The organism is Pectobacterium sp. CFBP8739 (assembly GCF_013449375.1).
Taxonomy (GTDB): domain Bacteria; phylum Pseudomonadota; class Gammaproteobacteria; order Enterobacterales; family Enterobacteriaceae; genus Pectobacterium.
Genome location: NZ_JACDRR010000005.1, coordinates 129,251 through 147,711 on the forward strand (window position 1 = coordinate 129,251; position 18,461 = coordinate 147,711).

The window sequence follows — 18,461 nt, forward strand, 5'->3', positions numbered from 1 at the left end:
GTTGAATTAGTGACCTGCGGTTGGATTAGTGATCTATAGCAATAAAGTCCAGCATCGTTTCGCTGCCGTCCAGAATGTCAGATTGGATGGCCTGCCGAGCGGCGCTGGCATCACGTTGCTGTAGCGCGGCGAAGACCTCTTCGTGATGTTCAATCGCCATCTGCACGGAAAAATGCGCATAGGCTTGCGCAATCAGCGGGCCGGTGCGCATCCACAGGCTGCCGATAAACTGCGTCAACAGCGGCATACGCGCCGCCTGCGCCAGAAACAGGTGAAATTCGCTATTTAACCGCAGCGCTTCGCGTAGATTTTTCTCGTCAATCGCCAGACGATTCTGGCGAATATTCTCTTCAATCTGCTCCAGCATCTTCGGCGTAATGTGCGCGGCAGCCTGCTCGGCCCCCGAGCCTTCCAGCGCCAGTCGCAATGTGCGGATCTCGATAAACTGGGCTTCGGTCAATTGAGGGACGCGGATATCGCGCGGCGTCCTGAGCACCAGCGCCTGTTCTTTCGCCAGTTGCAGGATCGCATCTCGCACCGGCGTGACGCTGGTGCCAACCTGTGCGGCTAGTTCCCGTATTCTCAGGCGATCGTCCGGTTTGAGTTGGCCGGTAATGAGCGCTTCACGCAGCATGGTATACACGCTGGAGCCCAGATAGCTGTGATTGATCTGCCCAATTGGATAATTCACTGTTCCCCCAGAGAGAAGCACTGCACAACGTGATGAGATAAACATGAGTTCGCACCGCAACGACCTGCGGCGATGAGGCGTTAATATACAATATGATGCATCAATGACGCTATGGTTAGGTCAGTTGATATTGAGAATCTATTCCACGATCCGATGACGCTGTCGTCCCAATGGACGGAGGGCGGCACGTTAGGTAACAACGATTCTAAGTTTACTATTTATTTAAATTGGCTTCTATGTAAATAAATATTTCATATTTTAAATTATTTATATTTTCTTATACAACGTATCAATAATTTCATTCAGATAAGCACAAGGTATTTAGAATGAAAATCTGTATCGCGAAAATGGTGTCCGCAGCTGGTCATATCGATGAGATATGTGAAAAAGTATCAGGACATGGTAATTACTGCAACACAGAATGCGGTTGATATTATTGTCTTTCCTGAACGCTCATTAAGCGGGTATGAACCTTCATTAGTTGAAGAATTAGCCTTGTCACCTAAAGACATTAAATCTGATGCCTTTCAGTCAATGAGTGATGAATATGGAATTTCTATTGAGGTAGGTTACCCTGTTAAATTCAGCGATGGGATAAAAATAATCATGGTTATCTTTCAGCCTGAAAAAGAGGCGTTATTTTATTCAAAGCAATTACTTCATCCTGACGAAATGACTTTTTTAAACAGGGAAAGCAACATGTTACGATTAGCGTTGAAGGAAAAGTCGTTGTGCCAGTAATATGTTATGAGTCTTTGCAACCGGCTCATGCACTTGAGGCCGCGAAATTGGGGGGCGATCTTAATAGTTATTATGTGAATGTTAACACTTATGTATTATTTTATCCGGTGGTTGTTATTGTTATTGATGATATTATTTTGAATTATTACGATGGTAAGTAATCTCGCTCTATCTTTTTCTGATATTGTATCTATCCCGCATGAAAGCGTAATCTCTTTTTATCCATTCAATATTTTTAACTATATTGTTCTCTTTTTCTTCGTATGTGTTTTTATTTAATCCTGTAAACTCAGGCTAAAATCCCTAATAGAAATAGGGAAATTAGTCTCGAAGAACAGGAGATATAGCGACGGAGGCTCATACGCCTCTATTCTGATTCTATTTTTGACGATCACCTATCGTCGATCCAATCCTGCGCGTCGCTTATTTGCGATCCGCTGGTCACACTGTTGCCGTTTTAACGGCGGGTTGTTGTCGTTTTTCGGTACGGGTTTTATTCATTAAGTGAAGGAAATCACAATGCAATACACTGGGAAGTACCTGAAGAAAACAGTGCTGATGCTGGCCATGATGGCTGGAATCAGCGTCGGACAAAGTCAGGCGGCTGTAGAACTTGAGACGCGCTCGTTGGATCAGATCTATAAGAGTGCATTGAGAGAAGGTGGGACGGTCACCGTTTATGCCGGTGGTGACGTGCAATCGCAACAGACGCGTTTCAAGCAGGAATTTGAGAAGCGTTTTCCTGGCATAAAGCTGAACGTGATTGTCGATTACAGCAAATATCATGACGCCCGTATTGATAACCAACTGGCGACCGATACCCTGATTCCTGACGTGGTGCAATTGCAAACGGTGCAGAATTTTCCTCGTTGGAAAAAGGAAGGCGTGTTGTTGAATTACAAACCACGCGGTTGGGACAAGATTTACCCGGAGTTTCGTGATGCCGACGGTGCGTGGATCGGTGCTTATGTCATCGCCTTCAGCAATCTGGTCAATACCCAACTTCTGGATGAAAAATCTTGGCCGCGCGAAGCCAATGACTACCTTCGTCCGAATCTCAGAGGCAATTTGATTCTGGCCTATCCTAACGACGACGATGCGGTGCTGTTTTGGTACAAGCTGGTCGTGGACAAATACGGCTGGGATTTTGTGAAAAAATTGCAGGAGCAGGATCCTGTCTACGTGCGCGGCACCAACGTGCCCGGTGCTGAAATCGCGACCGGAAAATACAGCGCGACCTTTACCAGTTCCGGTGCGCTCGTTCCGGCTGCGGATGCCGTCACCCGCTTTGTTCTGCCGAAGTCCGATCCTTTTGTCTCCTGGGCTCAGCGTGCCGCCATCTTCAAAAAGGCTAAACACCCAGAAAGCGCCAAACTGTACCTGAGCTGGCTGCTGGATCCGCAAACGCAGACTCAGGTCTCGCGTATGTGGTCGGTGCGTACTGACGTTGCTCCGCCAGAGGGTTACAAGCCTATCTGGGAATACCGCAATACTCGCCCACAGGCATTTGCTGATTTCATGTATGACCGTGGTGCAGTCGAGCGCTTCCGCGCACAGATGAGCCTGTATGTCGGTGAAGCGAAAGGCGAACCTACGCCGGGCTGGCTTGGCGTGCATCCAGAGGCGCCTCTGGTTAACTAACGTTTGAAATGAGTGAGTCAATTTATGCTGGTCACGATCGTCGTGGCCGGCATTACGTTCTGTAAATGCCACATGATTAAGTACCACGCGATTAAGAATCACATCCGAGAATGGCGGTCTTGTTCGGCGAAGGGTTGAGCAGGATAACAAGAGGGGGTTGCCAATGGCAGCGAACCACCATTGGCATGTTGAGGGTTAACGCTTACTTCTTGTTGTTGGGTTTCAAGGTTTCGCCAACGTTCAGCAGGAAGATCTCGTTATCGCGAGTCGATATGCGCGTTGAACCATCTTCCATACGGTAGCCGCCTTCAGTGAAGCCCGCACCATTCAGGAACGGGGCAACGGACTGTGGCTGATTGCGTACTGCGGCTTCCAACGCTAACAAAGCGTAAGGTTCAATGGCATCGACATCGGCATATTGTCTGTTGGGCTCGGCCATAAAGAAGCCGTTTTGATAACGCGTGCTGATAATGTTATCGCCCACTTTTTCCGCCAGCGACAGATAGTCTTTCACTTTGCTCGCCTGATACAGATCCAGCAGCGCGAACAGCGCGTAAGGATCGTTGTTCTTGGTAGCGAGATCGACTTTGACGTCTTTACCCGCCGCTGAACCTAATTCGCCCAGTCCCTGTGCACGAGCGATGCCGCGTGCGACACGCCACAGCTCGGCGTCCGGTAACACGGTATAGGCGCGAGCATACGAGAGCAGGAATGAGTTATCCGCAGGATAAGGCTTGATCACAGTGCCTTTTTTGCCGTAGTAGCCATCACGCGGCAGAACGTAATTGGAGAGATCTTTGCCGTTAGCCAGCATCGGGCGGAACGTGTTATCCGACTCGTTATAGGCATATTTGGCAAAGGCTTTCAGGCCATCGGTTGTCCACGTCAGAAGCTCTTTGCCTTCCGCCCCTAAATCTTTACCCAACTGGAGCTGCATAAGCGCATTTTCGGAATAGATCGTACTGGTGCGTCCTTTCAGCATCATATTGCCTTCCAGCGCGGTGGGGCCGAATTCCGGGCCAAACTGACGCTGGGCGCGATCGCCGTATTTGGAATGCGTATCGGCATCGTCGGTGGTTTCATCACGCTTCAGCGCCTGCGTAAACTGATACACGCCGAGCCCGGTTGCTTTGTCGCGCGGTAAAACGTACTGCTGTGCCAGACGTTTTGCCCAGACCAGCGCGCCGTCTTCTTTATTGTATTTGTACAGCAGCGAGGCGGAATAGATCAGATCGTTACCCGCATTCAGGAAGCTGAGGCCTTTGGTGGCGAAGAAGGGCGGCTGTTGCTCAAACGGGCTTTGCCAGAGTGCGCCCATTTTTTGCCCGTATTTGCCGTGGCGACTGGTTTCCATGATCTTCCAGTCATAAACGTGCGCATTCCAGAAACCGCGGATAAAGCGTGCCGTTGCGTCTTTATCGACGCTGAACATCAAATCGTAGTAGGGATAGGCATTTTTCAGCTCATGCACCATCTCTTTTTCGCTGGGGCCTTCCGGTTGCAGCGTTTTTAAATCAACGAAACGGTGGCCGCCCCAAATCAGCAGGCCACTCTCATCCTGATAGTGCTGGAAATGATATTTCACAATCGCTTCGGCACGCTGCTTATAGCTGGGATTGCCGCTCAGGTTGCTGAGCCCGACCAGCACGCGCATCAGGTTTTGCTGCGCGGAAAAATTAGATAACACGGCGTGGCGACCATCAGGGAAGATCCACTCCATTTGTTTGCCCGTGCGAGGATCGACACCATCAGCAAGTAATGGTGTAGGCGACTGGCCGTGATAGTGGTCACCGGCTTTGGTCAGCACATTATCAACATACTGATTGACGATAGTGAGGCGGTCTGGTGTGGCGGCGCTGGCCTGTAAAGCAACCAGACCAGCAAGGAGCGACAGCGCAAATCTTTTCATTTTTATCTACCTGTATAGCTTGTAATAAAGGGATCCTGCTTGATGAACAGGATCCCCGAGAAACATGGCATAGCAGTCAGTTATTGTTAGAACGCTAAGTCGTGGTTAGAACGTATAGGTGAAGCCGACTTTCCCTTTTCCTTCACGCGATTTCACGTCGCGCCCGCTGGCGACATCTTCAACGCCAATGTGTGCTGTCCAGTTGTCGTTGATGGTGTAAGACACATCAAAATCCTGCTGATAGTCATGCTTTTTGTTGTTTTGCAGCACGTAATCGGCGTGATAGTAGTAAGCGGTGTACGCCAGCGTGAAGTTATCGAAACCTTTGTAGGCCACGCCCGCTTCATAGCGGTGACGATGGGTGTCATCATCCGTGCTGGTGCGTTTGCTGCGGGTGATTTTTCTGAGGTCATAGCGATATTGCGCATGAAGATCCGTCTTGTCAGTGACAGCCCAGGTCAGTTTCAAACCCGGCGTATAGCGTGCGCCGGAACTCTGGCTAGCACCGATATCGCCTACGATGCCTTCACCGCTGGTGCCGCCGGAATAGAAACGCACTTCCAGATTCGGCGTCAGGGTTAACTCAGGCGTCAAGCTGTAGGCATAGCCGGTATAAAAAGCATAAGAATTCGAAACGACATCATCGATGGTCAGATCTTTATTCTTATTATAAAAATTCAGCTCAACGCCAACGTACAGGCCATTATCCATAAAATGCCGCATGCCAATTTGATCACCGTGGTAGCGATTCATCGTTCCCCAGCTATGTTCATAGCTGAGTTTGGTATCAGAGGCAGAGGCGGAAATAGCATAAATTTGGGCAAAGAGAATACCGGCCACAAGGTAGCGTTTTTTCATTATAGGCACCATTAATATTGGTCGTTAATTGTGAAAACTGTGCGCTGATAGACAAAATTCATTCATGAATTTATTTTTTCATCAACGCGACACGAAATACGGCGTGTTTCCTTTATAAAATTCTGTGTTTGTTAGAAAACGTAGTTGAAACCAACTTTGATTTTCCCCTGACGGCTTGATGATGTGCTGGATTGGCTAATATCATCATACTCAATGTAAGGAGTTAGCTGTTTGTTTAACTTATATTGAACTTTGAACTGATGTTCATAATCCGTTTTCCCATTATCGTAAACCGCGTATTCTCTTTCCGTGAATTCACCCTTGCTGTATTTATACGATTTTGTGGTGTTATCACCGATGTAGTAGTTAAAGACGTAAGTCAGATTAATTTTATCCAAACCGGAATACGTTACCCCCGCATCCAGGCGATGACGTCCGGTGTCCGATTTTGACAAATAAGATTCCCCTGCGTAACCATATTTATCGGATGCGGAAATGGTCGAATAACGCGAGCTGCGCGAGGGCTTTTTATATTCATAGCGGTAGCGTGCATAGGTAGACCAGTCGCTGTTAATTCGGTAGCCATATTTCAGCCCTGACTGGTACATCATGGTTGAATTGCCGATGGAGAATTCGAAGCTTGGCGTTAAGGTAGCGGCCTTGCTTAACTTGAAGTCTTTGCCGATCACCATGCCGCCAGAGCCGCCCTGCATATCGTCATAGGCAACGTCGTAGTTGCTGTTCCCGCCCGCAGACGTACTGAATTTGACTTCGTACGACCAGCCGTTAGTTTTCTTATGAATCAGCTTGATAGAGTCTGAGTGGCGGCGGTCTTCCGTCTTCCAGTTGTGTTCATACTGGAAGGTGGTTTTGCCGTCGGTTTCTGCCTGAGTGAGGAAAGGAGCGAATCCGGCACAAACGATGAGTAGGTTACGTGTGTATATTTTCATTCTGTCTTTCTCTTTCTTAATGAATAAATAATATTACTGGCGCGTGCAGTCTCTATCTTTAAAACCAGACAGTGGATACCGTTTTTGGGCGTAAAAATAGAATCACCATAAATAATGATGACGCCATTAATAATGTCAGGCAGGGCGAATACCCTAGTCAATCAGGTTTCTATCAATTCATTTACGCTTCCTTATATACGGTGTTGCTTGCGCGTCTTTCAATCAGCGAAATGGCTTAGGCTGAGGTGTGAATGTCGATAATTTAAAACGCTTACTGGTTTTTCTAATTATCATCAGACTTGATAATTAGGTCGTGTGGCATTATGGTGAAAAGGAAACGCTGTTTCATTTATGCTGATCACACATTTGGTTACTGGTTGAAATTTTTTGTAATCATTTAGTCTGGTTATTGTAAGGATAAGGAAGGGGAGTAACGACGATCGTTGTTGTCAGATTGAGGGGAATATCTCTTGAACGTTAATGATGATGGTGATATGAAATTTAACAACCGTTAACCGATTATCTGTCTTCTTCTCTGCATCATTCCGTGAAGATTCGACGGGAAGCGATTTCCATAAAAATGAATAAGCGACCAGTAGCTATCAAATACTCCTGAATATTTTCAGGGAACCTATCTCGTTTTCATTCCACTCACTTATACCTGTCATCCTGCTAACGGCAAGCTTGCTGGCTTTTCTGTGCTCGGATGAGGCGGGGGATCCGTTTGTTAATCCTGACAACAGCAGAATGGGGGCGTGAATGATCAATCGTATTGAGGGCGGAAGCCGTTGGGGAAATGCCGCGCCTTTGCCCGCGCAGCACAATACCGAGGTGAGTCGGTTGAGTGGACCATCGGCCGCATTGCCCACTGCACGGCCAGGTTCGCGTTCAATCGATTTTGGCGAGGCGTCGCCGAGCATGTCGCCAGTCTCTTCTGACTTGAGAACGCTGGTACCAGCGCGCGCATTACCCACCATGCAAATTGCTGACCGTTCACTGATTGCAGAACCCAAACCGCCCGTCGATCTTCAGGCGATAGATAGCTCGGTGCACAGTAATGCCAAAGCATTGGAGGAATGGTCGGCGCTGTTGAGCGATCTGCCGGAGAATGAACGTGAAAAGGCGGCAAAGGCGCTGAATCGCCCGCTGGCGGCGGCGAAAATGCTACAGGAGGGGGGGAAGAACGCAGAAAAGGCGCTCGTTTATCTGCGTGAAAATCCCGCCATCTACACGGCGATGGATACGGCAAAAGACGGCGGCAGAGCCGACGGACATATCTCGAATCGGGATACGAAATCCTTTATTAAAAACATGGAGCAACGCGCCAGCGAGGCGAGTCATGCGATGAAGGAATATAGGGATAAAAATCCAACGGCCGATGCGCAGTCGCTGCGGTTAGTACAATCTTCCGCGCTTTTGCTGGCCAACGAACCGCTGCTGAACGCCGCCGATGCCAAAAAATCCTACGTGGATTCTCCGCCGAAAGAGAACGATCGCACCAGCACACTGACTGACCTGAACGCGATTATGACCGACAACCCGACGCTGTCGCCTCAGTTAAAAGCGGCTGCCCGGCTGTGGTCGCACCCTGGGTTATTCGGGATTCTGGAACATGCGGATGTCAAAGGGGAGAAACTGGCGCGAGTTCCGCATGATGGCAAACTGATGATGAAGGACATGAAAAGCTGGATTCGTGAACAAGCGCCGGTAAGCAGTCAGGAAACGGCGGATACGCTACACAATGCGGCGGCGTTGGGGCTGGCGGCAAAAACCGATATCAGCCAGTTGAATGAGGCGGTTTTTACCCAGCCGCAGCAGTACAGCGGGGCGCAAAAGTCGGCGACGCTGGTCAAACTGCAACAAACGCTGGAACAGGTGATGGCGGGGCGGGAATATCGGAATACCGAAGAAACAGAAAAGGTATTACATCAACGTATTGAAGCACTACAGAAAGACGGGGATGTGATTCAGCATTTTGAGCAGGCGGTACCGCGTGAGGTAAACACTATTTTACTGTCCGATCCATTGCTCGCGCAGGCGGCGATGAGCCAACGTTTCTCTACGGCGTCACCGGCAGCCTCGCGAACGGTTGGGCTTGATACCGCACTTTCGGCTGCACCCCATGCGGGATCGGGAGTAAAAAGCGATGCGCAGGCGGTGAAAGAGGCCGGTCGCAGCGTGATGAGTTTTGCTAAATCGTCGCTGCACGCAGAGAATTTAACCAAAGCCGCAGGAAGTAGAACGGCCATTGGATTGGCTGGCAAAGCGGGCGCAGCGATTGCCGGAAAAGTGGTGGGGGCTATCGCCGGTGAAGCCGCTGGTGCGGCGGCGGCCTCTGCCGTTGGCGCGGCAGCAGGGCCGATAGGATGGGCTGTGAGCGGGGCGCTCAGCATCGCCATGGGGATTGCGGAACTGGTGAATTTCTTCAATGCCAAAAGCAAACTTAAACATCGGCGGGAAGATTTTGCCAAAACGGTTAATCCCGTGCTGGAACAGTTCAATATTCCTAAACCGCGCTGATGCGCTCGCTTAAATTTCAAAGCATGGGATTTTGAACGCATTAGATTTCAAAACCGGGAGCGACTTCTTTCACGGGTTTTTTACACTCTTCGGGCTTGGGTTGATTCGCCGGGAGGTTTTTACAGTCAGGCGCAAAGGGATTCAACGCATCGCGATTCAGATAGAGCACAAACAGGATCAGCAGGATGAGGGGGATCAGAATACGTTTTCTTTTCATGGTTATCTTTGGTTGCGTTGCAGAAAATGTGGATATGTTAAAAAACAGGAAAAATTCTAACGCGTTACGCGTCTTTTGTCTTTAGCCTGCCCGGTTTCCACCTTATTGTTGTGGTTTGGCATGGCGACATCGGCAGAGGTGAAGATGAAAAAGATTCGATTTGCGGCGATTGGGTTAGCGCACAACCACATTTATGACATGTGTCGGCAACTGGTTGATGCAGGAGCGGAACTGGTCGGCGTGTTCGAGTCCGATCCGCATCATCGGGAAAAATTCATCTCGCTTTTTCCTTCTGTTCCTTTTGCTGATTCTGCGGAGCAACTGATTGCCGATGCGTCTATCGATCTTATTGCCTGTGCGGTCATTCCCTGTGACCGAGCCGAACTGGCGCTGCGCACGTTGGATGCAGGCAAAGATTTCTTCACTGCCAAACCGCCGCTGACCACGCTGGATCAGTTGGATGCTGTCCAGCGTCGGGTCGCGGAAACCGGTCGCAAGTTTGCCGTGTACTTTAATGAACGCATCAATGTGGATAGTGCGCTGTTTGCTGGTGAACTGGTGCAACGGGGGGAAATTGGTCGCGTGATTCAGACGATCGGCGTTGGACCGCACCGTGAACGCGGCGCGCGGCCTGACTGGTTTTATCAAAAGCGTCAATACGGCGGGATCCTCTGCGATATCGGTATTCACCAGATTGAACAGTTTCTCTATTTTACCGGCAACACCGATGCACAAGTGGTGACCAGCCAGACGGCGAATTATCATCATCCGCACCAGCCAGAATTTGAGGATTTTGGCGACGCGATGCTGCTGGGTGACAATGGGGCAACGGGCTATTTTCGCTGTGACTGGTTTACGCCGGATGGGTTGAGCGTCTGGGGCGACGGCCGCCTGACGATACTGGGGACGGAAGGCTACATCGAAATCAGGAAATACGTCGATCTGACGCGCGGTGAAAGCAACGTCGTCTATCTGGTGAATGGCAAGGGCGAACAGCGCTTTACCCCCGCAGGCCGCGTCGAACGCGCCTTTTTCCCGGATTTTCTGCGTGATTGCCGTGAGCGTACCGAGCTTGCGATGTCGCAAGCGCATATCTTCAAGGCGACGGAGCTGTCGATTCTGGCGCAGCAGGCCGCGAAAAAGATCGCCTGAGAGAAGCATTATCCCTATATCAATGACCCAAGCTTTTTTGCGACCGTGCTCCGAGATGGCGCACGGTTGTTCCTTTTCCGTGCATCGCAATACGGTGATTTATTTTAACGGCATATAAATCAATGAAATAAAAGCTGGCATGGTTTTCGCTTTAGTGAATTCAATCTTGTATACCAGATGGGATTCACATCATGCCGAGAATGACAGGACTCACGCTTCAGGAATGGAAACAGCATTACCAACAGCAGGCCGATCGCGTTGGTGAAACGCTAGGCGCGCTGCTCGCCAGCTTGTCGACGGACGATCCCGCGTGGATCGCGCTGGCGACGCCTGAATTGCTTCAGGCACAAATCGCGGCGCTATTGCCTCGGTATCGTGAAAATCCCGATGCGCTGCCGCTGTTTGGCGTTCCTTTTGCCGTCAAAGATAATATTGATGTCGCAGGCTGGCCAACGAGCGCGGCATGCCCGGCATTTACCTATCTGGCTGACGAAGATGCCACTGCCGTTGCCAAACTGAAAGCGGCAGGGGCAATTGTCATTGGCAAAACCAATCTCGATCAGTTTGCGACCGGTCTGGTCGGCACTCGTTCACCGTTCGGTGAAGTGCCGAACACCTTTAACGCCGAGTACATCAGCGGCGGTTCCAGCTCAGGGTCGGCTTCGGTACTGGCGCGCGGGCTGGTTGCTTTTTCCCTGGGAACCGATACCGCCGGGTCGGGGCGCGTTCCTGCTGGGTTTAACAATGTTGTCGGCCTGAAGCCGACGAAAGGGTGGCTATCGGCAAGCGGCGTAGTGCCAGCCTGCCGCCTGAACGACACCATCTCCGTGTTTGCGCTAACCGTCGAGGATGCGTTTACCGTCGCTGAACTGGCTGGTGGGTACGATGCTGCGGATGCCTACTCGCGCAGCCATCCCGCCAGCGCGCCTGCGGCGCTGCCAGCGCAGCCGCGTTTTGCTATTCCCAGCGATCCGACTTTCTTTGCCGACGTTGTCGCACAGGCTGCATGGCAGCAGGCGTTGGTCGAACTGGAAGCGGCGGGTGCGACGCTGCATCCGATCGATTTCAGTATTTTCACGCAGCTAGCCGACCAACTGTATCAAGGCCCCTGGGTGGCAGAGCGCACCGTCGCGGTGGGCGACATGCTGCGGCAGCCAGAGAGCATGGATCCGGTGGTGCACGGTATTGTGGCCAGCGGCGAACGCTTCAGCGCGGTAGAGGCGTTCAGGGCAGAATACCTGCGTGCCAAACTGGCGCGTCAGATTCAGCAAACGCTGGCATCGTTCGACGCATTGGTCGTGCCGACCTCGCCGACAATCCACACGCGTGAAGCGATGAAGCAGGAACCGGTGCGCTACAACTCCCAGTTGGGTACCTACACCAACTTTACCAATTTGGCCGATCTCTCGGCGCTAGCGCTGCCAGCACCTTTCCGTTCCGATGGCTTGCCTGCGGGGATCACGCTGATTGCGCCTGCCTGGCACGACCGTGCATTAGCGAGCTTTGGCCTGCGTTGGCAAGCACAGCTGGCGCTTCCGCTGGGGGCAACAGGAAAAATGCTGCCAGCGGGATCGGCCACCTTGCCGTTTTCTAAATCACACGTCCGCCTCGCTGTCGTCGGAGCGCACCTGACGGGCATGCCGCTGAACCATCAACTGACCAGCCGCGATGCCGTGTGGGTGGAAGAGACGCGCACGGCGGAGAACTATCGTCTTTATGCGCTGGCGAATACACAACCAGCCAAGCCCGGTTTAGCGAAAGGCAACGACGGCGAGGCGATTATCGTCGAGCTGTGGGACATTCCGCTGGCGCATTTTGGCGAGTTCGTCGCGGAAATTCCAGCGCCGCTGGGCATTGGCACGCTGACATTAGCCGACGGCCGGCAGGTAAAAGGCTTTATTTGCGAACCGGCAGCGCTGAACGATGCCGTGGATATCACTGAATTCGGCGGCTGGCGTCACTGGCTTGCTCATCAGGAGGCGTCTCATGTTTAAGACCGTACTGATCGCTAACCGAGGGGAAATTGCCTGCCGCGCCATACGCACGCTGAAGCGCCTGGGTATCACCAGCGTGGCGATTTATTCCGACGCGGATAAAAACGCACAGCACGTGAAAGAGGCCGACATCGCCGTATCGATTGGCGGCGAAAAGGCCAGCGACAGCTATCTGTGTATCGACAAAGTGCTTGCCGCCGCACAGCAGGCAGGGGCAGAGGCTGTCTGGCCGGGCTATGGTTTTCTGTCCGAGAGCCTGCCGTTTGCCGCGGCGTGTGAAAAGGCCGGTATTGCGTTTGTCGGGCCAACCGCCCAGCAAATTGGTGAATTTGGTCTGAAGCACCGTGCCCGTGAATTAGCCGCTGCCGCGGGTGTGCCGATGACGCCGGGAACGCCGTTGCTGGCCTCGCTGGAGGACGCACTGGCCGCCGCCGCAGACATCGGCTATCCGGTCATGTTGAAAAGCACCGCCGGGGGCGGCGGCATCGGCCTGACGCGCTGTGCCGATGCCGTGGCGCTACAGGCCGCGTGGGAGAGCGTGCGTCGTCTGGGTGAGCAGTTCTTCAGCGATGCGGGTGTGTTCCTCGAACGCTGTATCGATCGGGCGCGTCACGTCGAAGTCCAGATTTTTGGCGATGGTAAAGGCCGCGTGGTGGCATTGGGCGAACGTGATTGCTCATTGCAGCGGCGCAACCAGAAAGTCGTGGAAGAAACGCCCGCACCGCATTTGCCGGAAAGCACGCGCGCGGCGCTGCTGGCCTCGGCGGTAAAGCTGGGTGAGCTGGTTAGCTATCGCAGCGCGGGAACGGTGGAATATATCTACGATGCCGAACGTGATGCGTTTTTCTTCCTTGAAGTGAATACCCGTTTGCAGGTGGAACACCCGGTAACGGAGTGTGTCACCGGGCTGGATTTGGTCGAATGTATGCTGCGCGTCGCGGCGGATGAACCGCTGGACTGGGCGCAATTGACGCAGGCACCGCGTGGTGCCGCGATTGAAGTCCGCATTTACGCGGAAGATCCACTGAAGAATTTCCAACCCAGCCCCGGCGTGCTGACCGAAGTGGCGTTTCCTGCTGGCGTGCGGGTTGACGGCTGGGTGAGTACCGGCACCGAGGTGTCGGCGTATTACGATCCGATGATCGCCAAGCTGATCGTTCACGCAGAGACTCGTGAGCTGGCGCTGGAAAAGATGCAGCAGGCGCTGAATGCCACGCGTTTGCACGGCATTGCCACCAATCTCGATTACCTGCGCCAGATTATCGCCACCGAGGCGTTCCGCAGCGGAACCGTGTGGACGCGGATGCTCGACAGCTTTACGCCATCGGCCTCGGTGATTGAAGTGGTTCAACCCGGCACCTGGAGCAGCGTGCAGGACTACCCTGGACGCCTCGGCTACTGGGACATCGGCGTGCCGCCGTCTGGCCCGATGGATGATTTCGCGTTCCGTCTGGCGAACCGTATTGTCGGCAACGATGAAACTGCCGCCGGACTGGAATTTACGCTACAAGGCCCGACGTTACGTTTCCACGGCGAGGCAGTGATTGCGCTGACGGGGGCGGATTGCCCAGCGACGCTAGATGGGGAAACGGTGCCATACTGGCAACCCGTTACGGTAACAGCGGGACAAACGCTGGCACTGGGTCGCGCGCAGTCCGGCTGTCGCACCTATCTGGCGGTGCGTAACGGCATTGATGTGCCGCAATATCTCGGTAGCCGTTCGACTTTCGCGCTCGGGGAGTTTGGCGGTCATGCCGGACGAACGCTGCGCGTGGCCGATATGTTGGCGATCTCTCAACCGGCATTGCCCGCCTGCACCACGCCTGCGCCAGTGAGCGAGCCGCAAGCGGTGGACGCCGCGCTGATTCCGCAGTATGGCGATGAGTGGCGTATTGGCGTGCTCTATGGCCCGCACGGCGCGCCGGATTTCTTTACCCACGCGGCAATCGACGAATTTTTCGCGGCGGAATGGCAGGTGCACTACAACTCGAACCGGCTGGGCGTGCGTCTGGTCGGGCCGAAACCCACCTGGACGCGGGCGAACGGCGGTGAGGCGGGTCTCCATCCTTCCAACGTTCACGACTGTGAATACGCCATCGGCGCGGTGAATTTTACCGGTGATTTCCCAGTGATCCTCACGCGGGACGGCCCGAGTCTGGGCGGATTTGTCTGTCCGGTCACCATTGCTAAAGCGGAACTGTGGAAAGTCGGTCAGGTTAAGCCGGGTGATCGTATCCGTTTCCATCCTATCAGCGCAGATGAAGCGCTGGCGCTGGAACAGGCGCAGTCTGACTGCGTTTCCACGCTGGCAGTCGCTCATGCACCTGCATTTGACGTGCCCTCGCTGGCGATGACAGAACACGGCTCTGCAACGGTGTTGGCTGCCGTGGCCGCCACTGCGACCACCCCCGCTGCCGTGTATCGTCAGGCAGGAGATAACTACGTTCTGATTGAATACGGCGACAACGTGTTGGATCTGGCGCTGCGGTTGCGCGTCCATCTCCTGATGGCAGCGATTCGCGCCTCAGAAACCGCAGGGATCGAAGAACTGTCGCCCGGCGTGCGGTCGCTACAGGTGCGTTATGACAGTCAGGTTATCCGCCAGCGTGCGCTGCTGGACATGCTGCTGCATCTGGAAAATCAGCTGGGTGACGTCAGCCAGATGAAAGTGCCGTCGCGCATCGTCCATTTACCGATGGCGTTTGAAGACAGCGCCACACTCGGTGCGGTGGAGCGCTACCGCGAAACCGTACGCCCCAGCGCGCCGTGGCTGCCGAATAACGTCGATTTCATTCAGCGTATTAACGGATTAGCGAGCCGTGAGGAGGTGCGAGACATCATTTTTGATGCCAGCTACCTGATTCTGGGGCTGGGCGACGTTTATCTCGGCGCGCCTTGTGCGGTGCCAGTCGATCCGCGCCATCGCTTATTGAGTTCCAAATACAATCCGGCACGCACCTTTACCGCTGAAGGCACCGTCGGCATCGGCGGAATGTACATGTGCATCTATGGCATGGATTCACCGGGCGGCTATCAACTGGTGGGGCGCACGTTGCCTATCTGGAACAAATTTCTCAAAAACGATCAGTTCATTGCAGATGAACCGTGGCTGCTGCGTTTCTTCGATCAGGTGCGGTTTTACTCGGTCAGTGAAGCAGAGCTGACCACGTTGCGTGAGGATTTCCGCGAAGGACGTGCTGCGATCCACATCGAAGAAACCGAATTTGATTTCGCTGAACACACCCATTTCCTGACGGAGCAGGCCGACGATATTGCCGCATTCCGCCAGCGTCAGGCTACCGCGTTTGAAACGGAAGTGGCGCTGTGGCAGCAGGAGGATGACAGCTCACCGGAGGAAGTGATTTCTGCCGCGCCTGTGGAGAACGACGAGAGCGCGTTTCAGGTCAGCGCGGACATGAACGGTAACATCTGGAAAGTGCTGGTGAAGGTGGGGGATGTCATCGAAGCCGGACAGCCGCTGATTATCGTCGAAGCCATGAAGATGGAGCTGACGATTAGCGCACCGCAGTCTGGTCGGGTGAAACGCATTGGTTGCCAGCTGGGACGACCGGTCAGCCCCGGCGATGCCTTGCTGTGGCTGGAGTAAGAACCGATTGAAACGAAAGCGAAAGCCTGAATAAACGGACCAACGGTAATAAACGGTGAGGCGGAGAACACGATGCGAGCAGGAACACAAAAGAGCAGTAAAGATCGCCCGGAAGCGCTGGCGGAGCGGGTCTATCAAACGCTGAAAAACGACATTTTCGACTTTCGTCTGATGCCGGGTGACCGCTTTAGTGAAAATGAAATTGCTGAACGGATGTCGGTCAGCCGTACGCCAGTGCGTCAGGCGCTGTTCTGGCTGGAACGGGAAGGCTATGTCGAAGTCTATTTCCGCAGCGGCTGGCAGGTTCGTCCGTTTGATTTCGCCTATTTCGAAGAACTGTATGACTTCCGCATCGTGCTGGAGCGTGAAGCCATTCGACGGCTGTGCGGAATGCCGCCGGGGCGCTGTGCCGAGTTATTGGCGGATCTGAAACGCTTCTGGATTGAAGAACCGCCTCTGGATGACGGCAAGATCGTTTCCCGCTACGACGAAGGGTTTCACCGCGGGCTAGTGACAGCGGCGGACAATAGCGAAATGGCGCGGGTTCACGGCGAACTGACGGAGAAAATCCGCATTATTCGGCGTCTCGATTTCACCCGCGAGGATCGTATCGACGCGACCTATAAAGAGCACGCCCGCATTCTGCTGGCGATACTACAGCAACACACCGAGGAGGCGCAGCGCATTCTGACCGACCACATTGCCGTCAGTAAGGCCGAAGTCAGGAAGATCACCCTGCACATGCTACAGCAGGCGCGGCCTCAAACTGTTTCACCGCAATCCGTTTCAATGTCATCCGTTTCAATGCCATCTGTTTCAACGGAAGGCATTTCATCTGACGCATCACACGATTCCATTCTCACTCAACACGACTTAAGGGCTAATAAATGAAAAGACGTTCATTGCTAAAAGTTTTTGCGCTTTCTGCGACGGTGGTTGGCATGGGGTTGACCTGGAGCGTGCAGGCGGCGGACACCATCAAAGTCGGCATTATGCATTCACTGTCCGGCACGATGGCGATTTCGGAAACGCCGCTGAAGGATGTGGCGCTGATGACCATTGATGAAATCAACGCCAAAGGCGGCGTGTTGGGTAAAAAACTGGAGCCGGTGGTGGTCGATCCGGCATCAAACTGGCCGCTTTTTGCCGAAAAAGCCCGCCAGCTGCTGACGCAGGACAAGGCAGCGGTGGTGTTCGGCTGCTGGACATCGGTGTCGCGTAAATCGGTTCTGCCGGTGTTTGAGGAACTGAACGGATTGCTGTTCTACCCAGTGCAGTATGAAGGTGAAGAGATGTCGCCGAACGTGTTCTACACCGGTGCCGCACCGAATCAACAGGCGATTCCTGCGGTGGAATACCTGATGAGCGAAGACGGCGGGGCGGCGAAACGCTTCTTCCTGCTGGGTACCGACTATGTTTATCCACGCACCACTAACAAGATTCTGCGCGCGTTCCTGCATTCCAAAGGTGTGCAAGACAAAGATATTGAGGAAGTTTATACGCCGTTTGGTCACAGCGATTACCAGACCATTGTGGCCAATATTAAGAAGTTCTCGACGGGCGGCAAGACGGCGGTGGTGTCCACCATCAACGGTGACTCCAACGTACCGTTCTATAAAGAGCTGGCGAATCAGGGAATCAAAGCGACCGATGTCCCCGTTGTTGCGTTCTCGGTCGGTGAAGAGGAACTGCGTGGGATCGACACCAAACCGCTGGTCGGCCATTTAGCGGCATGGAACTACTTTGAATCGGTCGATAACCCCACCAATGCCGACTTTGTAGAAGCCTACAAAGCCTATGCCAAAGCGAAAAACCTGCCGAACGCTGGCACGGTGGTGACTAACGATCCGATGGAAGCGACCTATGTCGGCATTCATATGTGGGCGCAGGCGGTAGAGAAAGCGGGTACCACCGACGTGGATAAAGTCCGCGCCGCGATGGCCGGCCAGACCTTTGCCGCACCGGATGGTTTTACGCTGACGATGGACAAAACCAACCACCATCTGCACAAGCCGGTGATGATTGGCGAGATTGAGGAAAACGGTCAGTTCAACGTGGTCTGGCAGACGGATAAACCGGTTCGCGCACAGCCGTGGAGCCCGTATATCGCCGGTAACGATAAGAAACCCGATCATCCAATCAAAGCCGCACAGTAAGCGTCGTTTTCCCCCGTCCAGCATA

At 53.2% G+C, this 18,461-nt stretch carries 13 protein-coding genes; 8 read left to right on the forward strand and 5 right to left on the reverse strand.

Annotated features, from left to right (window positions below):
* Nucleotides 1-25 precede the first annotated feature (25 nt).
* Nucleotides 26-691, reverse strand: coding sequence for a GntR family transcriptional regulator (locus H0247_RS01360; protein ID WP_180740908.1), 666 nt, complete (start codon nt 689-691; stop codon nt 26-28).
* 381 nt (nt 692-1,072) lie between these two features.
* Between H0247_RS01360 and H0247_RS01365 the strand changes: the two genes are divergently transcribed.
* Together H0247_RS01365 and H0247_RS01370 are read left to right on the forward strand one after the other, a co-directional pair.
* Complete coding sequence (locus H0247_RS01365) at nt 1,073-1,432, forward strand: hypothetical protein (RefSeq protein WP_180740909.1); 360 nt, start codon at nt 1,073-1,075, stop codon at nt 1,430-1,432.
* A gap of 519 nt (nt 1,433-1,951) precedes the next feature.
* A complete protein-coding gene (locus tag H0247_RS01370) occupies nt 1,952-3,073 on the forward strand; it encodes an ABC transporter substrate-binding protein (RefSeq protein WP_180740910.1) in 1,122 nt (373 codons plus the stop codon).
* 202 nt (nt 3,074-3,275) lie between these two features.
* Here H0247_RS01370 and H0247_RS01375 read toward each other — a convergent pair whose 3' ends face one another.
* From H0247_RS01375 to H0247_RS01385, 3 genes are all read right to left on the reverse strand, one after another.
* Nucleotides 3,276-4,982: a pectate lyase gene (locus H0247_RS01375; RefSeq protein WP_180740911.1), complete on the reverse strand. Its 1,707-nt coding sequence runs from the start codon at nt 4,980-4,982 to the stop codon at nt 3,276-3,278.
* 105 nt (nt 4,983-5,087) lie between these two features.
* Complete coding sequence (locus tag H0247_RS01380; RefSeq protein ID WP_180740912.1) at nt 5,088-5,840, reverse strand: oligogalacturonate-specific porin KdgM family protein; 753 nt, start codon at nt 5,838-5,840, stop codon at nt 5,088-5,090.
* 131 nt (nt 5,841-5,971) lie between these two features.
* Nucleotides 5,972-6,790: an oligogalacturonate-specific porin KdgM family protein gene (locus H0247_RS01385; RefSeq protein ID WP_180740913.1), complete on the reverse strand. Its 819-nt coding sequence runs from the start codon at nt 6,788-6,790 to the stop codon at nt 5,972-5,974.
* A 759-nt stretch (nt 6,791-7,549) separates the two neighbouring features.
* Here H0247_RS01385 and H0247_RS01390 point away from each other — a divergent pair.
* Nucleotides 7,550-9,310 (forward strand): type III effector HrpK domain-containing protein, encoded by a 1,761-nt coding sequence (locus tag H0247_RS01390; RefSeq protein ID WP_180740914.1) that lies wholly within the window; start codon nt 7,550-7,552, stop codon nt 9,308-9,310.
* A gap of 40 nt (nt 9,311-9,350) precedes the next feature.
* On the opposite strand, the gene H0247_RS01395 is transcribed toward H0247_RS01390, so the two are convergent.
* Entirely contained in the window at nt 9,351-9,527 is a 177-nt protein-coding gene (locus tag H0247_RS01395) for a hypothetical protein (RefSeq protein WP_180740915.1), read from the reverse strand.
* A 144-nt stretch (nt 9,528-9,671) separates the two neighbouring features.
* On the opposite strand from H0247_RS01395, the gene H0247_RS01400 reads away from it, so the two are divergent.
* The 5 genes from H0247_RS01400 to urtA all read left to right on the forward strand — a co-directional run bounded on the left by H0247_RS01400 (nt 9,672) and on the right by urtA (nt 18,436).
* The gene (locus tag H0247_RS01400) at nt 9,672-10,679 is read left to right on the forward strand and encodes a Gfo/Idh/MocA family protein (protein ID WP_180740916.1); all 1,008 of its coding nucleotides are present in this window, start codon (nt 9,672-9,674) and stop codon (nt 10,677-10,679) included.
* A 191-nt stretch (nt 10,680-10,870) separates the two neighbouring features.
* Nucleotides 10,871-12,673 carry an allophanate hydrolase gene (atzF, locus tag H0247_RS01405; protein WP_180740917.1) on the forward strand — a complete coding sequence of 601 codons (1,803 nt, stop codon included), beginning with the start codon at nt 10,871-10,873 and terminating at the stop codon, nt 12,671-12,673.
* Nucleotides 12,666-16,280 (forward strand): urea carboxylase, encoded by a 3,615-nt coding sequence (uca, locus tag H0247_RS01410; RefSeq protein WP_180740918.1) that lies wholly within the window; start codon nt 12,666-12,668, stop codon nt 16,278-16,280. Before atzF ends, uca begins: the two co-directional genes overlap by 8 nt.
* A 72-nt stretch (nt 16,281-16,352) precedes the next feature.
* Nucleotides 16,353-17,171 carry a GntR family transcriptional regulator gene (locus tag H0247_RS01415; RefSeq protein ID WP_180740919.1) on the forward strand — a complete coding sequence of 273 codons (819 nt, stop codon included), beginning with the start codon at nt 16,353-16,355 and terminating at the stop codon, nt 17,169-17,171.
* Nucleotides 17,168-18,436, forward strand: coding sequence for an urea ABC transporter substrate-binding protein (urtA, locus tag H0247_RS01420; protein ID WP_180740920.1), 1,269 nt, complete (start codon nt 17,168-17,170; stop codon nt 18,434-18,436). The genes H0247_RS01415 and urtA overlap by 4 nt, the downstream gene beginning before the upstream one ends.
* Nucleotides 18,437-18,461 lie beyond the last annotated feature (25 nt).

What these genes read in the sequence shown, in the direction of transcription:
- H0247_RS01370 (WP_180740910.1), top strand. Translation starts at nt 1,952, where the DNA reads ATGCAATACACTGGGAAGTACCTGAAGAAAACAGTGCTGATGCTGGCC.
- H0247_RS01375 (WP_180740911.1), bottom strand. Translation starts at nt 4,982, where the DNA reads ATGAAAAGATTTGCGCTGTCGCTCCTTGCTGGTCTGGTTGCTTTACAG.
- H0247_RS01380 (WP_180740912.1), bottom strand. Translation starts at nt 5,840, where the DNA reads ATGAAAAAACGCTACCTTGTGGCCGGTATTCTCTTTGCCCAAATTTAT.
- H0247_RS01385 (WP_180740913.1), bottom strand. Translation starts at nt 6,790, where the DNA reads ATGAAAATATACACACGTAACCTACTCATCGTTTGTGCCGGATTCGCT.
- H0247_RS01390 (WP_180740914.1), top strand. Translation starts at nt 7,550, where the DNA reads ATGATCAATCGTATTGAGGGCGGAAGCCGTTGGGGAAATGCCGCGCCT.
- H0247_RS01395 (WP_180740915.1), bottom strand. Translation starts at nt 9,527, where the DNA reads ATGAAAAGAAAACGTATTCTGATCCCCCTCATCCTGCTGATCCTGTTT.
- H0247_RS01400 (WP_180740916.1), top strand. Translation starts at nt 9,672, where the DNA reads ATGAAAAAGATTCGATTTGCGGCGATTGGGTTAGCGCACAACCACATT.
- atzF (WP_180740917.1), top strand. Translation starts at nt 10,871, where the DNA reads ATGCCGAGAATGACAGGACTCACGCTTCAGGAATGGAAACAGCATTAC.
- uca (WP_180740918.1), top strand. Translation starts at nt 12,666, where the DNA reads ATGTTTAAGACCGTACTGATCGCTAACCGAGGGGAAATTGCCTGCCGC.
- H0247_RS01415 (WP_180740919.1), top strand. Translation starts at nt 16,353, where the DNA reads ATGCGAGCAGGAACACAAAAGAGCAGTAAAGATCGCCCGGAAGCGCTG.
- urtA (WP_180740920.1), top strand. Translation starts at nt 17,168, where the DNA reads ATGAAAAGACGTTCATTGCTAAAAGTTTTTGCGCTTTCTGCGACGGTG.